Origin of the sequence: Labrenzia sp. 011 (assembly GCF_003075075.1) — a bacterium.
Classification (GTDB): domain Bacteria; phylum Pseudomonadota; class Alphaproteobacteria; order Rhizobiales; family Stappiaceae; genus Roseibium.
Genome location: NZ_QCYM01000013.1, coordinates 45,109 through 60,845 on the forward strand (window position 1 = coordinate 45,109; position 15,737 = coordinate 60,845).

A 15,737-nucleotide genomic window follows, 5' to 3' on the forward strand; every position below is an offset into this window, starting at 1 on the left:
GATGCGCCGGACCTCAGGTCACGGGTGCATGAATGAGAACAAAATGTCAGCGATTGAACAGAAACAAGTGACCGCCGATGAGGCGGGCATGCGCCTGGACCGTTGGTTCAAGAGCCATTATCCGGGTCTGGGCTTTGGCCGTCTGCAGAAACTTCTGCGGACCGGACAGGTGCGGATCGACGGCAAGCGGGTGGAATCGAACACGCGTATCGCCAAAGGCCAGATGGTCCGCATTCCGCCGCTCGGGGTGGAACTGCCGGCGGATGACAAGAAGAACGCCAGACCGAAATCCACCAAGCTGACTTCCGATGACCGCAAGGCGGTCGAGGACATGCTGCTGTTCGAGGACAGCCACGTGATGGTCCTCAACAAGCCGGCGGGCCTCGCGGTGCAGGGGGGATCCGGGCTCAGCCGGCATCTGGATGGCATGCTGGACGCCTTCACCGACAGCAAGGGCAACAAGCCCCGCCTTGTCCACCGGCTCGACCGGGAGACTTCCGGCATCATCCTTGTGGCGCGGACCCGCAAGGCGGCGCAGGAGCTCACAAAGTCCTTCCGCCACCGCAACACCCGCAAGATCTACTGGGCGATGCTGGCCGGCGTTCCCAAGCCGTATCAGGGCCGGATTTCGACCTTCCTGGCGCGGAACGAGGGCGAGGAGCGCATGCAGGTGGTCCGTCAGGGCGATGACGAGGCCCAGCACGCCGTCTCGCTCTATTCAGTGTTCGAGAAATCCGCCCAGAAACTGTCCTGGGTGACCATGAAGCCGGTGACGGGGCGGACGCACCAGCTGCGCGCTCATGCGGCCCATATCGGCCATCCGATCATCGGCGACGACAAATATTTCAATATCGAGAACTGGGAACTGCCGGGCGGCATCCAGAATCGCCTGCATCTGCTGGCACGCCGGATCGTCATCCCCCATCCGTCCGGTCACGGCGTGATCGATGTCTCGGCGCCGCTGCCGCCGCATATGCAGCAGACCTGGAACCTTCTGGGGTTCAATGCCAAGGATTACGATCCGGAAGCGGACGATCCGGACGAGACGCTGATCAAGCGGTGAGGCCCGCTTTGAGAGTGTCGCGGCCGGTCTAGAAACCCTGAAACATGGCACTCAGGACCACGGAAGCGAAGGTGACGGCCACGACGCCGGCAACCAGCTTCCAGGCGTCGGCACGCTTTTTCAGCCCTGGCCAGCCGAGCGGCTTGATCACCTGGACGGCGGCGATCAGGAACAGCAGCAGCATGAGAATCTTGATCAAGGGCGTGTCCGGCAAGTGGTGAGCATGGCTGCTTCCCTTAACCCTTGTTGCAGGTGATGTCGAGCAGTCCGCTCAAGGAGATGGCAACTCCACTGTGTCCAGCCACTCGTAACGGGTCGTTGCCTCGATTTCCTGTCCACCTGTGAGGGTCTTCATGTGCCGCTGTTGCGGCAGCGAGGTTTCGGGATCCACCCACAGCGTGACGACGGAGACGGCTGCGACGGGGGCCGTTGTCTCCTGCGTGTACATGTATGTGTTGAAGCTTTTGTCGCCGAGCATTTCCGTCGAGCACGAGACGTCCTTGATTGCGGCGCGTGTTTCCGCGTTCCGCTCCAGCGTCTTTTCAAGCCAGTCCGCATCACGCTTCTGGCTGGCGGTCCAAGTGTTGCCGTCGCTCGACGTATATTCCTGATCATCAAGGACAAGCCAGTGGACGCCGGTCTGCTTGACGACCTGGTAAAAGTGGCTGTAGTCCCTGTAATATTGCTCGCTGTCTTGTATGATCCGGCCCCCCATACCCAGCTCTACAAGCAGCTTGTAATTCTCCGCCGTTTCCCCAGCCTTCATGATGGCCTGAATATCTTGCCTGCAGTCGGCGCGGGCAGAAAGTCCGTGAGCCGTAACGCCGAAGAATGCGGTTGCGAAAAAAGCGCCATAATTCAAACAGGATAAAATACGCACTTCGCCCTCCGTGGAAATGGTCCGGGTCAGCACCATACCATCAGGGTTCCCGCACACGAAAGCGGAACGGGCAAATCGGGAGAGTGAGGGTCAGACGCCGGCGCTGCGATGCAGTTTGGCCATGTAGGTGGGAAGTTTTTCCATCGACGGGACGACGATCAGGGTCTTGATCTTGCCGGCCTTGAAGGCGTTCAGGAACTTGTTGTAGTCCTTGAAGGCGACGCAGCCGTGGGAGCCGATCGAACGGCGCAGAAGCCTCGTATGCGTCAGCATGCCGTCACGGCCTTTCATGGCCGCCCGGTCGTGCGGCAGCATCCGGATTGCCTCGACGCCGTGGAACAGCCGCTCACGCATGCGCAGCTTGTAGATATTCGGCGGGGTCGGCCCGTAATTCTTCACATGAGCGTATTTCGGATTGTCCATCTTGGCCCCGATACCGGAATGGGCTTCCAGTTTGGTGCCGTCCGGCATATGGACCGTCGCTGCGCTGATGTCATAGACCGCGACCTTGCTGTTCCGGCCGGGACGTGTGGGCTTGCCGCCGCCAAACAGTTTGCCCAGCCCGCTGAAGACACCGTTTTCACCCTCTTGCGGATTTCCCGGGGTTGCATAGGCAAGAACGGGGGCCGGTGTCTGCGGTTTTTCCAGGTTCGGTTTCGTGGCGGCCGGTGCGGAACGGCGTGCAATCTCGGGTTTGATGCCGGGGATGCGGGCCGGAACGGCGTCCGGCTCGAAGAGACTGCCGGTTCCGGCAAGAGATGCCGGGTCAAGTGAAGCGACCTGAACCGGAGGGATGGGGGACTGCGTGGAGCTTTCCGGATTTTCGGTCAGTGCGCCCGGCAGGGCTGCGGCAGGGGCTTCGGCGAATGCGCGTACCCTGTCCCTGGCTGCGAGCGTACGGGCGTTTGCCGCCAGGAGCGTGCGTGCCAGCTGGAGCTTTGCCAGTTTGCCGGCCAGAGCGATCTTGGCCGTGTGACGGGCGCCGGCGACTTCCTCAGCGGCGCTTTCCTGCGCCCGAAGAGCGGCCTCAACCATCGCGGTCCGAGCCGGGAGAGCTGTTTCCGGATCGTCTGCCTGAACCGGAAGTGCGGACGGTGCGGGTTTGGCGGGAAAGCGGGTTGCCGGCAAGCCGGTTGAAGGCCTGGAGAATTTCGCGGTCCTGGCCTGAACGGTCCCGTTCTCGCGGCCGTTGGCGGATGCGGGCAGCCCGGCAGAAACATGGGCAAGCGCCAGCGGGGCGGGTGTTGCGGCCGATGAGGAAAATTCCGAAGGCACCAGCGCGGAACCGAAGAGGGTCGCGGAGGCGGCCAACCCGGCAATGAGCAGGGTCGTACCTGCGAGAAGGGTAAAGAACGTCCGCTGTCTTTTCGGAGCCGTCATCCCGTTCTTCTCGCCAATCCGTCTGTTTTTCTGCTGCATTCAGGCAAAACCACTCTTGTATCCTCAGCCTTGCGGCTGCGGGCCAACTCCGATTTCTCTGGCGGCAAGCTTGCCTCAAACGATCATGCCCACCCGAAGACCCCAATATCGCAAAACATGGTAACCAACATGTTTACGAGCCGGTGCGTCTTTGATCCTCTCATCGAGAAACACCTTAAAGCGGCGATTTTCGGGCGCGTCGGCCAATTCGTCGATATCCAGAAATAACCGGTCGATATGCCGCAAGCTGTGGATTGCCCCGGCCCGTGACGTGCCAAGGGAGGTGTTCCGCGGGACAGGTATTTCCCGGTCTCGGCGGCTTATGGCGCGGCAATGTCTTGACCGAGACGCCAAAACCCGGCACATGCGGGCCTTGAGCACAGGCTTCGATAGGGCCCGCAATGTATCTGATCATTTTTGACGTCGACGGCACGCTGGTGGACAGCCAGAACACCATCCTGCACGGTCTGCAGGTCGGCTTCGATGCCGTCGGCCTGCCAATGCCGGACCGGCGAACCGCCCTGTCGATCGTCGGGCGATCCCTTGAGGAAGCCTTCACGGATCTGGTCGGGCCCGCCCATAAGGACAAGGTCCAGATGATGGCGGACGCCTACCGCACGTCCAAGATTTCCCGTCGCGAGCAGGGGCTCGATATGGATCCGCTTTATCCCGGCGCCCGGGAGACCATTGAAAGGCTTCACGGACGGGACGACATTCTGCTCGGCATCGCAACCGGCAAGGCGTTGCGCGGGGTGACGCACATGCAGGACAGCCACGATCTGCACGGCCGTTTCGTTACGATCCAGACGGCCGATACTTCGCCCTCGAAACCGCATCCGGACATGATCTTGCGCGCTATGGCGGAGACAGGCGCCGAACCGCATCGCACGCTGATGATCGGCGATACGGGGTTCGACATGGCGATGGCAAGGGCAGCCGGCGCGCATGCGATTGGTGTTACCTGGGGCTATCACGATGTCCCGCAACTGTTGGCAGGAGGCGCCAGCCGGATCGTCCATGGGTTCGGTGAACTCGATTCAGCCTTGAGCGACATTCTCAATTTATCCGAGGTACCAGTCTGATGCGCGAATTTCTTGAAGTTATGGAGGAAGACGCGGCGCGGGATCCGGAGCAGCGCGCGCGCGATCTTTCGCGGCGTGAGCTGCCCAAACGCTTCTACAAGGAAGCGACCCATCAACCGGCGGACGGTGGCTTCTCCATCCATCTGGATGGCCGTCCGGTCAAGACGCCCGGCAAGACGACGCTGCTCCTGCCGAACGAGACGCTCGGGGCGGCGGTCGCGGCCGAATGGATGGCGCAGGAAAAGGTGATCAACCCGGCGGCCATGCCGCTGACACGTATCGCCAACTCGGCGCAGGACGCGGTTTCCGTCCGCTTCGGGGACGTTGCAGACGACATCACCCGTTTTGCTGGCACGGATGCGCTGTGTTACCGCGCCGGCGATCCGCAAAGCCTTGTCGAGACACAGCGCCGCCTGTGGGATCCTGTCGTGGACTGGGCGGGTGGCCTGCTCGGCGGGCGCTTCGTTCTGATCGAGGGCATCGTTCATGCGTCTCAGCCGGAGACGCTTCTTGAGGCCTACCGGCAGCGGCTCGATGCGGAGACGCCCCTGCGGCTTGCGGCGCTGCACACGGTTACCGGTCTGACCGGTTCGGCCATCCTGGCGCTGGCGCTCAGGGAGAGGCATCTGGACCCGGACCGGGTCTGGGCGGCGGCGCATGTGGAAGAGGACTTCAACATCGCGCGCTGGGGAGAGGACGCGGAAGCGGCACGCCTGAGAGCCTACAAGCGCACGGAATTCGACGCCGGAGCCCTGATCCTGCAGGCGGGCTGATCCGTCCGGACAATCGGCCTGCATCGGCCGAGGCAGGCCGATTGTTCCCCGCACAGATGAACCGGGCCGGGCTTGGATATGCGTTTTGGCGGGGGGCGACGACAGGAACCGCCAGGTCAGCCCAGATAGAATGTCGTTGCCATCAGGAAGAAGATCAGCACGCCGAGCACGTCGTTCGACGAGGTGATGAACACGCCGATGGCCATGGCCGGATCGATGCCGATCTTGTCGAGAATGATGGGAATGCTCGCCCCGACCATGGCGGCCAGGGTGGTCACGCACAGCAGCGACAGGGAAGTGGCCAGCGCCAGGTGCAGCGGCGCCTCCAGCGGCACGACCAGCGAGGCAACAAGCACGAGGCACGCCAGGACGGTTCCGGCGATCGCACCGTTGAACAGCGCGGCGAGAAATTCCTTCATCAGACGGAACACGATATCGCCGGACCAGAGTGCGCCGGTGGCGATGCCCTGGACCGCCACAGCCGAAGCCTGAAGGCCCGCATTGCCCGCCATGGACATGGTGACCGGGATGAAGGCCGCGAGGATGGCGGCCTCGGCGAGCTGATCCTCGTAGGACCCGACGACGGTCGCGGCGACGCTTGAGCCTACGAGTCCGGCCAGAAGCCAGGGCAGGCGGCCCCTGACGATCCTGAAGACGGTGTCGTCCGCGCGCGATTCAGCCGAAACACCGCTCATCAGCAGCATGTCCTCATTGGCCTCGTCGGACGCGATCCGGGTGAGCTGCTTGGGCGTGATGCGTCCGAGCAGCTGGCCGTCGCCAGAGACCACGGGAACCGTGCGCATGTCCCGCTTGCGGGCGAGGCGCAGCACCTGTTCCTGATCGGTATCGGCGGAAACGGCGAGCACGTCGCGGTTCATGATCTCGCTGAGCGGTGTGTCGTGCGGTGCAAGCAGCAGTTTGCCGACTTCGACGGTGCCCGTCAGCTTGCCGTGGGCATCGGTGACATAGACCGTGAAGATCTTGCGGATACGTTCGGCCTGCTCGCGCATCTGCGACACTGCTTCCCCCGCCGTGCAGTCTTCGGGCAGAGCGACGAACTGGCGCGCCATCACCCGTCCCGCGGTGTCATCGGCGTAGCTGGCAAGGGTGGCAATGTCTTCCAGATCCGGAAGGCGGGCGATCAGTTCGTCGGCAACGTCATCGGGAAACTCGTTGAGGATTTCGGTGGCGTCCTCCGGATCGAGCCCAGCGAGGATGTCGCGGAACTGCTCGAGCGTGGATTCCTCCATCAGGATGGACCGGAATTCCGGGCTCAGTTCGGCGACGACCTTGATCGAGGGGTTGGCCGGAAGCCACTGGAACAGCTTGCGGGCATGCTTGAGCCGCAACCGGGTGAGGAGTTGCATCACATCCGCAGGATCCCAGCGTTTGAGCAGATCCACGACCTGTTGGCGCCGGCCGGCCTTGATCATGTCGCGCACCGCCCTGAGCGTCGCTTCATTGACCTGCAGCGGTTCCTGCGCCGGTTCTCTTGTCCAGACGATGGTGTCGACTTCGGGTTCGGCGCTGGAACTGCTCATGGGGGTACCTCCGCGATGACCGGTCCGCTTCTAAAGCCGGTTTGTGACGGCGTTCTGACAGGTTGTTGAGCTGGCTGAAATCGACGCCGCCGGGTGATCCACGGGTCGGCAAGGGATGCATAGCGTGTTGCGTTCAGGCGCATTCATGGTTTCAGGCAGTCGCCCGAGGCAGGGTTTGCGCTGCAAATGCCTTCGGTCGATTTTCTCAAGCCCATTCAATGCGCCATGCTTCAGACTTCGAATTCCTCGAGTTCTGCGAAGGCAGTCCGCAATTTGTCCGACCATCCGTGCGACAGTTTCTGGAAATAGGGATCGTCCTGCTCGATCCGGACCTGGCGCTCGGTGTGAAAGGAATCCGTATTGTAGAGGAGCATGTCGATGGGCATGCCGACGGACAGGTTGGAGCGCAAGGTGCTGTCGAAGGACAAGAGAACCAGCTTGGCGGCTTCGCCGAGACGCATGTCGGCACGGGTCACCCGGTCCAGGATCGGCTTGCCGTATTTGTGCTCGCCGATCTGCAGATAGGGCGTGTCCTCGCCCACCTCGATGAAATTGCCGGCGGCATAAACCTGAAACATGCGCGGCTGTTCGCCCTTGATCTGGCCGCCGAGGATGAAGGTCACGGAGAAATTGTCGGCACTGGCCGCGAGCGCTTCGCCGTCGATGGCCTTGACCTCGCGCACTGCGCTGCCGACCAGACGGGCGACCTGGAACATGGTCCTGGCGCTCATCAGCGTTGCCCGGTCGTTCTCCGCCGCGGTGATATGTTCGCTCAGCAGGGAAATGACGGCCTGAGTCACGGCCAGATTGCCCGCGGAGGCGAGGGTGATCACCCTTTCGCCCGGCTCTTCCCACACATGCAGCTTCTTGAAGGTGGAAATGTTGTCGAGACCGGCGTTGGTGCGCGTGTCTGCGGCAAAGACCAGGCCACGATCCAGTTTCAAGCCGACACAATAGGTCATTCCCATGCCCTTCTGACATAAATTCGAAACGCCGGATCAACCCGTCTTCAGGTGGGATCACGAGAAAGCGCGCATGTTGATCTGGCATAAGGTTGCGAAGCGTCCGGCCCGGGGTGAGCGCGGATGACTCCGACTTGCCGGGTGTTCCGTTCATTGCGACGGAAGATGACAGCTATTGCTGCTGTTGCAAAGCGGATTGAGCGACGTCGACCTCAACCCGCAGGTTTTCCTCCAGTCCGCCGAAACGGATGCCCCTGATCGGAGCAGCAGAACGGGAGTCGAGCCCGACCGTCAAGCGAATATAGCGTTCCGTCGGGCACATAGCATTGGATATGTCGAAACCGGTCCAGCCGAGGCCGTGGATCATGACTTCGGCCCAGGCGTGATGGGCTTCGGATGCCTGCTCTTCCTCCAGAAGGAGATAGCCGGACACATAGCGGGCGGGGACGCCAAGGGAGCGGGCCGCCGCGATGAATATATGCGCGTGGTCCTGGCACACACCTTCTCCGGCGGCCAGGGCGGCTGTGGCGGTGGTGCTGGTTTCGGTCACGCCGGTCCTGTAGTCGACCTTGTCCCGAATGGCGTGCATGAGTGCGTGGAAACCGGCAATCCTGTCATGGCCTTCCGCATGCGCGGCAAGCTTGCGGATCGCCTGGTTCGACTGGGTCAAAGGGGTAATTCTGGTGAAGAGGCGCGGCGGGGTGCCCGAGTCGAGCTCATGGCCGAGAATACCGTTCGTCTCGACCGTATCGACAATGCCCGACGCCGTGATTTTCACTTCCTGAACCGGCTCGGCGCTGGAGACCATGTGAACCTGGTTGCCGAAGGCATCCTTGTAGGTGGTCGCCCGTTCGATGCCCGGCGTATCGATGGTCCATTCGACGATTTTCTGGGACGGGCCGTCTTCCGGTGTCAGCCTCAGCTGCTGCATGGCATTGGCCAGCGGCGTATCGTATCGATAACGGGTGGTATGTCTGACGGTCAATCGCATGCGGCACCGGGGGTCAGCTTGGTTCGGGGGTCAGGCGAAATTGTAGTCTTCACTGAGTTGTTGTGCGAACTGATTATTTCTCCCGACGAATTCGGTCAGAAACTCGTGCAGTCCCTGCTGATAGATCTCGCGCATCTGTTTTTCGGACAAGTCGCGGGAAATTTCGGCGGCCATGTCGAGACTCGGTTCGCGGGAGCCGTAGAACTTGGCCAGATCCTCCGCCGTTTCCGTGATCCAGTCGTAGCAATGGGCGAGGGAGCGGGGCATCTCGGTCCTCAGGATCAGGAATTCCGCGATGTTGAACGCCTTCAGGCGGGCATTCGGATAGGCGTAACGGTAGCTTCTGCGCCCGGACAGGGCCCTGAGGATCGCCGACCACTGGTAGCGTTCCGCCGTACCGTCCTCGATGATGTCGCTGTCGGGCAGCAGCGTCCAGTATTGTGTGTTGAGGATCCTGGCGGTGTTGTCCGCCCGCTCGACGAAATTCCCCATCTGGCTGAAGAAATAGCCGTCATCGCGCAGAACGGTGTTCAGCAGCGCACCGCGGAACAGATGGGCGCGCTGGTTCACCCAGGCCAGGAAGTCGGGCAGCCTTTCCTGGGTAATGGTCTGCGGATTGACTTCGTTGAATTCGATCCAGGTGGTGTTGATGGCTTCCCAGAGCTCTGCGGTAATGCTGGTGCGCACGGCCCTTGCGTTGTTGCGGGCCAGTTCCAGGCAATGGCGCACGCTGTCCGGATTGTCCTTCGAGAAGATCATGAAGGCGGCGACATTGCGCAGGTTCAATTCGTCGTATTTCTGCGCGAAGCCTTTCTCGCATCCCGAACAGGACAGTGCGAAGGTCCAGTGGGTGCCGTCCTCCTGACCTGAATGGGATATGATCGCGCCGCGAAAGCCCACTTCCAGAAGACGGGTCACATTCTGGGCGCGCTCGTGGTAGCGCGACATCCAAAACAGCGAAGAGGCGGTTCTTCCGAGCATCTAATTCTCAGTCCTCAAGTACCCAGGTGTCCTTGGTGCCGCCGCCCTGGCTGGAGTTGACGACAAGGGAGCCTTTTTTCAGGGCCACGCGGGTCAGGCCGCCCGGCGTGATACGGACCTGATCGCCGATCAGGACAAACGGCCGCAGATCCACGTGACGCGGCGCGACGCCGGAGGCGACATGGGTCGGGCAGGCCGAAAGCGCCAGGGTCGGCTGGGCGATGTAGTTGGACGGGTTGGCCATAAGAACGCGGCGGAATTCGGCGATTTCGCGTTTCGAGGCCGTCGGGCCGATCAGCATGCCGTAGCCACCGGAGCCGTGGACCTCCTTGACGACGATGTCTTCCAGATTGTCGAGCACATAGGCAAGGTCGTCCGGACGCGAACAGTTCCAGGTCGGAACATTGTTCAGGATCGGCTTCTGACCGGTATAGAACTCGATAATATCGGGAACATAGGCGTAGATGGCCTTGTCGTCGGCAATCCCCGTGCCCGGAGCGTTGCAGATGGTGACGCTCCCGGCCCTGTAGGCGTCGAACAGGCCCGGTACGCCGAGCATGCTGTCCGGATTGAAGGTGAGGGGGTCGAGGAAGGCGTCGTCTATGCGTCTGTAGATCACGTCCACCTGTTTGGGAGCCCTTGTGGTGCGCATGAACACCTTGCCGGAATCGACGAAGAGATCCCGGCCCTCGACCAGTTCGACCCCCATGGAATCAGCCAGGAAGGCGTGTTCGAAATAGGCTGAATTATAGATGCCGGGCGTCAGGACGACGATGGTCTGGTTCGACTTGGCCGGATCCGGCGCGACGCTTTCCAGGGTCTGGCGCAGGTTCTCCGGATATTGCTCGACCGGCGAGACCCGGTGGCTCTGGAAGAGCTCCGGGAACAGCCGCATCATCGTTTCCCGGTTCTCCATCATGTAGGAGACCCCGGACGGAGTGCGGGTGTTGTCCTCAAGGACATAGAATTCGTTCTCGGAAACGCGGACCAGATCGGTGCCGATGATATGGGCATAGACCTTGCGGGCCGGTGTGAAGCCGGCCATTTCCGGCAGGAAAGCCTCGTTCTGGAGAATGAGGTCGGCCGGGATCCTGCCGGCCCGCAGGATTTCCTGACGGTGGTAGATATCATGCAGAAAGGCGTTCAGGGCCCGGACGCGCTGGTCGATGCCGGCGGACAGGCGACGCCATTCAGATGCGGAAATGATGCGCGGGATCGGGTCGAAGGGAATGAGCCGCTCGGCTGCATCCTGCGCTCCGTAAACGGCAAAGGTGATGCCGAGCCTGCGGAAAATCATTTCCGCATCGCGACTCTTTTTCGTCAGGAAGTTGGCGGGTTTGTCTTCCAGCCATTGGGCCAGTCTGGCATAGGCCTGTCGCGGCTCGCCAGTGTCATCGAGCATTTCGTTGAAGAAAGTACGTTCTTCCGCCATTGCCTCCCCTTCACAGGTGCATGCTTCTTGAGCAATCATCGCAAGAATTCATGCCGTGTCAAAGATCAATATGACGGCGTGCTGCCCTGTATTTGGGCAAATTGCGGAATTTTCACAGATAAACTGTTGTTCTGATTGTGTTTTTCAATTCTGCTATCGCTGTCGACATATGCCGTCATCATGTCATTTTCCGGGGGCGGCAGGATCATTTCATGGAAGAGCATCGGCAGATATACGGTGGGTCCGCCGCCTGTTTGCATCATGCCGGTACATGTCATGCCGACGCGCGAATCTCGCAGCGACCCGAAGCTCTTAGCCGGTGCTGATCGATGCCGGAGAGGCTGTTCCGGCCGGGCAGGGGGAACGCCCGCAGCCAGGGTCTGCACAGTCGATGGGCAGCCCGGCCCGCCTGGATCCGATCCACAGGAGCCAGGTGCTGACGTCGCCGGTTTGGCCGGAAAAGTCACAAGACAAGCATGCCGCGTTGAACTGACTTCAGGAAATGGCCCGAAGGCATTTGCGATGCAAACGCTGCCTCGGGTGTCTTCCTGAAGTCATGAATTCGCCTGAAGGCCGCACGCTTTATTTCATATTCGCTCTGCCGACCGATATAACGGACACATCGCCATATTTGCGCCCGGTCCAGACATGGAGCCCTGTGCCAACTCCCAGCATGGGAATCGTATAGAGGCCCTTTTTCACGAACCCCTTGTTCTTGGTGATTTCGATCGCCGCATGGCTGAGTTCTTCGTATTTGTCCATGGTGGTAACAATTTTGTCGATGCCTCTGATGCCTTTCAGGACATCGCCAAGCTTGCCGCCAATAGCAAGATCCAGGTCCCAGTCGGACCATTCGCCCTTCTTGTTGAATTCGTGTGCTGACTTGACGCCATGGGCCACCACGACGATCGCACCGACGCTGCCGCCAAGTCCGCCGCCAAGCTTCCAGCCCTCAGCCATCAGATCCACATAGTCGACAAATCCGCCATCATCCGCGCTGGCGCGGTAAAGGCGCGCATTCCAGTTGTAGCGCCCGAGCGCGACAAGATCACCGGAGTGGCTCTCCCCGATGCCGACCCACAATGTCGAGGCCGTCCTGGGTTTGGGCTTCATTTTTTTCGGTGTCTTGATGACCTTGGGGTTGGGCGGCGTCGGAATGGCGTGCACGTAAATCATGACGGCACGAAACTGGCCGTCCTCGACACCGTCTTCCTGCCCCATATCCTCTGCCAGGGATTCTCCGAGACCATCGACCAGATCAAATGGAAAACTGGATTGCAGGCATTCCTCGAGAAAGATCCTGACAGCCTCCGCCCGCTTCATTGACAGGGCCTTGTTGAAGGAGGCTTTTCCGCTTCTGCTGGAAAGTCCCACGAGGCTTATGCTGCCATTGCCTTTCAGGAGCGGAACGACGTTCCTCCTGAGCCAGCTCTTGTGTTCCTCCTTGAGGTTTGACTGGCTGACATCAAAAAACTGCAGGCGGGCGAGCGTGACAGCGCCTTCACAGTGGTCAACCACGAATGTTCCGGGCATGAAGCTACTCCGACATGAACGAGGCCTTTGCCTGACCCGATCCTTTCGGGACTCTCAGCCGGCACGGCCTGATGAAATCAATTGGTGCAAATGGAAATTGCATGGTGCGTAATGGAGTGACGCTACGACAGAACTGACGCAAGGCAAAGCGGATCTTGATCGTGATCTGGATGAAAGCGCCACGAATGTGATGGAGGTCACCTTCGAGTTCTTCCCGGACCGAACGTAGTTTTCCCATAAGCCCATGTGCTGACTATGTTCTCGTGGGAAGATCGTGCTAGGCGTCAGAAAGCTAGATTTGGGAGTCCCGCATGAAAGAAGTTCTGGCTGAATTGGAAGAGCGCCGGGCGACGGCACGGCTGGGCGGCGGACAGCGCCGCATTGACGCACAGCATTCCAAAGGGAAGCTGACTGCGCGCGAACGCATTGAAATCCTGCTGGATGAAGGCTCGTTCGAAGAGTTCGACATGTTCAAGCAGCACCGCTGTACCGACTTCGGCATGGAAGAACAGCATATCCCCGGCGACGGTGTGGTGACGGGCTGGGGAACGGTCAACGGCCGCACGGTCTATGTGTTTTCCAAGGACTTTACGGTCTTCGGCGGATCGCTCTCCGAAACCCACGCGGAAAAGATCACCAAGCTGCAGGACATGGCCCTGCAGAACCGCGCGCCGATCATCGGCCTGTTCGATGCGGGCGGTGCCCGCATCCAGGAGGGGGTCGCGGCGCTGGGCGGCTATGGCGAAGTGTTTCAGCGCAATGTGCTGGCCTCCGGTGTCATTCCGCAGATATCGCTGATCATGGGGCCGTGCGCGGGCGGTGACGTCTATTCGCCCGCCATGACCGACTTCATCTTCATGGTGCGGGACACGTCCTACATGTTCGTCACGGGGCCGGATGTGGTGAAGACGGTGACCAACGAGACCGTGACGGCGGAAGAGCTGGGCGGCGCGTCGGTGCATACGACCAAGTCCTCCATCACGGACGGCGCCTTCGACAATGACGTGGAAGCCCTGCAGGAGATGCGCCGGCTGATCGACTTCCTGCCGATGAACAATCTGGCGGATCTGCCGGAACTGACCCATTTCGACGATCCGGAGCGGATGGACATGAGCCTCGATACGCTTATTCCGGACAATCCGAACAAGCCCTACGACATGAAGGAGCTTGTCCTGAAGACGGTCGATGAAGGCGACTTCTTCGAAATCCAGGGAAGCTTCGCGAAGAACATGCTCACCGGTTTCGGACGGGTGGAAGGCCGCACCGTGGGCATCATCGCCAACCAGCCGATGGTTCTTGCCGGCGTTCTGGATTCGGACGCGAGCCGCAAGGCCGCCCGGTTCGTGCGGTTCTGCGACTGTTTCGGCATTCCGATCGTCACCTTCGTGGATGTGCCGGGCTTCCTGCCGGGCACCGCTCAGGAGTACGGCGGGCTCATCAAGCACGGAGCGAAGCTGCTGTTCGCCTATGCGGAGGCAACCGTGCCGAAGATCACGATCATCACCCGCAAGGCCTATGGCGGCGCCTATGACGTGATGAGTTCCAAGCACATCCGCGGCGATATCAACTATGCCTGGCCGACCGCGGAAATCGCGGTGATGGGGGCCAAGGGAGCCGTTGAGATCCTGTACCGGTCTGAACTGGCCGACAAGGACAAGATCGCCAAGCGGACGAAAGACTACGAGGACCGTTTCGCCAATCCCTTCGTGGCCGCCGAGCGCGGTTATATCGATGACGTGATTCGGCCGCATTCGACCCGCCGCAGGGTGGCCCGTGCCCTGGCATTGCTGCGCTCGAAGAAGGTGGAAATGCCTTGGAAGAAGCACGACAACATTCCGCTTTAGGCGTCAGTCCCAGCGATTGAAGCCGCCGCGCGGAAACAGGGGCTCCTTGCACTCATAGGCAACCGGGCATTTGGGATGGTCGCGCGTCGGACCATACTGGACGAAGAGCTGCTGGTTTCGGTCGCAGTAGCTGATGTTCGAGACAAACATCGAATAGGTGTACTGGCCGGTGGTGAACACCACCGCGCCGTGCTGGCGGACCAGAGACTGGGCCTGGGCGCAGGTCATGGTGCGAAGATCGGGACGTTGCTGTGCGGTGCCCGGCTGACAGGTCCCTGCCAGCGCGAGTGCGGCGATGAATAGATGGCTTGTGCGCATGTTGGCCTCTCCTGGCTCCGGGGGCGGGCCGGAAGGCGACTTCCGGTCAAAGCCTTGCGAAAGTCGGATCCGTCGGATCGTTCCCCTGATCTGGCAATATGGAGAGTGTGCGGCAGGTGGTGCGGCGAAAATGTGATCGGAACCACATTCTGCCCGTTTTGACCGGTGAAAAGCGGCCCCTAGCCACTTGCCGGACCGCAATTCCACCGCGCCTTGCCGGCTATCCTGGCCGTTGCTGATCTGGCAGTCCGTCCGTTCAGGACCCGGGGTGTCTCTTGTCCCAGTCGGTCGGACATACGGGGCCCGGCATGATCTCCCGCGCACCGCGCAGAGAAAAACCGGCATAGCGCTCATCCTGGAACTTGACGGCCAGCGAGCGAGCGGACCGGAGCTTGTGCCAGACATAATCGAAGCTGTCGGCGCAGGTCGCGCAGCCGCTGGCGATATAGCCCTGCTTGTTGACCGGCAAATCCAGGATTTCCTGGTCCATGATCAGCTTGACCCGGGTGTCGGGGGGCGGTGTCGAGCCGTCGATCAGGATATGAAGAATCGTTCCATTGACGTTGCGTTCGGGATGACACCAGACAACGAAATTCGACCCCTGATTATTCGTTGTCCAGTAACGGGTGAACCCGTTGATCTCGCCGCTATTCCACTTTTCCACGGTTGCAGCTTGCGCCATTCCGGACAGTAAACTGGCTGCCAAAAGAGAAATTGTAGCAATGTTCTTCATCTTCAAATAATCTCCTTCGGTATTTATAACTATATATTTATTAATAATCAGATAAAAATCGAAGGGGTTTACTCCGTTTCCTGCCGGGTTCGAAGTCGGAAACCTTTGCCGTGCGCGCGTGAACGGCCCTATCCGCATTATCACGTCTCGCCCTTTGGATAAGTTGCGCAGCCGGAACCTCCGTC

General features: G+C 60.6%; 16 protein-coding genes. 4 read left to right on the top strand and 12 right to left on the bottom strand.

Annotated features, from left to right (window positions below; translation table 11 throughout):
- Positions 1 to 43: 43 nt before the first annotated feature.
- Entirely contained in the window at positions 44 to 1,063 is a 1,020-nt protein-coding gene (locus DCO57_RS14585) for an RluA family pseudouridine synthase (protein ID WP_165814746.1), read from the top strand.
- Between the two features lie 28 nt (positions 1,064 to 1,091).
- Here DCO57_RS14585 and DCO57_RS23550 read toward each other — a convergent pair whose 3' ends face one another.
- The 3 genes from DCO57_RS23550 to DCO57_RS14600 all read right to left on the bottom strand — a co-directional run bounded on the left by DCO57_RS23550 (position 1,092) and on the right by DCO57_RS14600 (position 3,323).
- Positions 1,092 to 1,262 (bottom strand): hypothetical protein, encoded by a 171-nt coding sequence (locus DCO57_RS23550; protein ID WP_165814747.1) that lies wholly within the window; start codon positions 1,260 to 1,262, stop codon positions 1,092 to 1,094.
- Between the two features lie 72 nt (positions 1,263 to 1,334).
- Positions 1,335 to 1,829, bottom strand: a complete 495-nt coding sequence (locus DCO57_RS14595) for a hypothetical protein (RefSeq protein ID WP_133192684.1) — start codon at positions 1,827 to 1,829, stop codon at positions 1,335 to 1,337.
- Positions 1,830 to 2,033: 204 nt separating this feature from the next.
- Positions 2,034 to 3,323: a DUF2778 domain-containing protein gene (locus tag DCO57_RS14600; RefSeq protein ID WP_205756164.1), complete on the bottom strand. Its 1,290-nt coding sequence runs from the start codon at positions 3,321 to 3,323 to the stop codon at positions 2,034 to 2,036.
- A 440-nt stretch (positions 3,324 to 3,763) separates the two neighbouring features.
- Here DCO57_RS14600 and DCO57_RS14610 point away from each other — a divergent pair, with 440 nt between their 5' ends.
- A complete protein-coding gene (locus tag DCO57_RS14610) occupies positions 3,764 to 4,444 on the top strand; it encodes an HAD-IA family hydrolase (protein WP_116699645.1) in 681 nt (226 codons plus the stop codon).
- Positions 4,444 to 5,217, top strand: coding sequence for an ATP12 family protein (locus DCO57_RS14615; protein ID WP_116699646.1), 774 nt, complete (start codon positions 4,444 to 4,446; stop codon positions 5,215 to 5,217). The genes DCO57_RS14610 and DCO57_RS14615 overlap by 1 nt, the downstream gene beginning before the upstream one ends.
- Before the next feature lie 116 nt (positions 5,218 to 5,333).
- Here DCO57_RS14615 and mgtE read toward each other — a convergent pair whose 3' ends face one another.
- From mgtE to DCO57_RS14650, 7 genes are all read right to left on the bottom strand, one after another.
- Positions 5,334 to 6,758 carry a magnesium transporter gene (gene mgtE, locus DCO57_RS14620; protein WP_116699647.1) on the bottom strand — a complete coding sequence of 475 codons (1,425 nt, stop codon included), beginning with the start codon at positions 6,756 to 6,758 and terminating at the stop codon, positions 5,334 to 5,336.
- Between the two features lie 230 nt (positions 6,759 to 6,988).
- Positions 6,989 to 7,720, bottom strand: a complete 732-nt coding sequence (locus DCO57_RS14625) for a proteasome-type protease (protein WP_116699729.1) — start codon at positions 7,718 to 7,720, stop codon at positions 6,989 to 6,991.
- Positions 7,721 to 7,892: 172 nt separating this feature from the next.
- Positions 7,893 to 8,711 (bottom strand): transglutaminase family protein, encoded by an 819-nt coding sequence (locus DCO57_RS14630; RefSeq protein WP_116699648.1) that lies wholly within the window; start codon positions 8,709 to 8,711, stop codon positions 7,893 to 7,895.
- Between the two features lie 30 nt (positions 8,712 to 8,741).
- Positions 8,742 to 9,692, bottom strand: a complete 951-nt coding sequence (locus DCO57_RS14635) for an alpha-E domain-containing protein (RefSeq protein WP_116699649.1) — start codon at positions 9,690 to 9,692, stop codon at positions 8,742 to 8,744.
- 7 nt (positions 9,693 to 9,699) lie between these two features.
- Positions 9,700 to 11,124 carry a circularly permuted type 2 ATP-grasp protein gene (locus DCO57_RS14640; RefSeq protein WP_116699650.1) on the bottom strand — a complete coding sequence of 475 codons (1,425 nt, stop codon included), beginning with the start codon at positions 11,122 to 11,124 and terminating at the stop codon, positions 9,700 to 9,702.
- A gap of 65 nt (positions 11,125 to 11,189) precedes the next feature.
- On the bottom strand, positions 11,190 to 11,387 hold the full coding sequence (locus DCO57_RS14645; protein WP_116699651.1) for a hypothetical protein: 198 nt from the start codon (positions 11,385 to 11,387) through the stop codon (positions 11,190 to 11,192).
- A gap of 319 nt (positions 11,388 to 11,706) precedes the next feature.
- Positions 11,707 to 12,657, bottom strand: coding sequence for an OmpA family protein (locus tag DCO57_RS14650; protein WP_116699652.1), 951 nt, complete (start codon positions 12,655 to 12,657; stop codon positions 11,707 to 11,709).
- Between the two features lie 311 nt (positions 12,658 to 12,968).
- Here DCO57_RS14650 and DCO57_RS14655 point away from each other — a divergent pair, with 311 nt between their 5' ends.
- A complete protein-coding gene (locus DCO57_RS14655; RefSeq protein ID WP_116699653.1) occupies positions 12,969 to 14,501 on the top strand; it encodes an acyl-CoA carboxylase subunit beta in 1,533 nt (510 codons plus the stop codon).
- Between the two features lie 3 nt (positions 14,502 to 14,504).
- Here the strand turns inward: DCO57_RS14655 and DCO57_RS14660 are convergent, their stop codons facing one another.
- Positions 14,505 to 14,819, bottom strand: coding sequence for a hypothetical protein (locus DCO57_RS14660; RefSeq protein ID WP_116699654.1), 315 nt, complete (start codon positions 14,817 to 14,819; stop codon positions 14,505 to 14,507).
- A 256-nt stretch (positions 14,820 to 15,075) separates the two neighbouring features.
- Positions 15,076 to 15,552 carry a hypothetical protein gene (locus tag DCO57_RS14665; protein WP_116699655.1) on the bottom strand — a complete coding sequence of 159 codons (477 nt, stop codon included), beginning with the start codon at positions 15,550 to 15,552 and terminating at the stop codon, positions 15,076 to 15,078.
- Between the last annotated feature and the right edge of the window lie 185 nt (positions 15,553 to 15,737).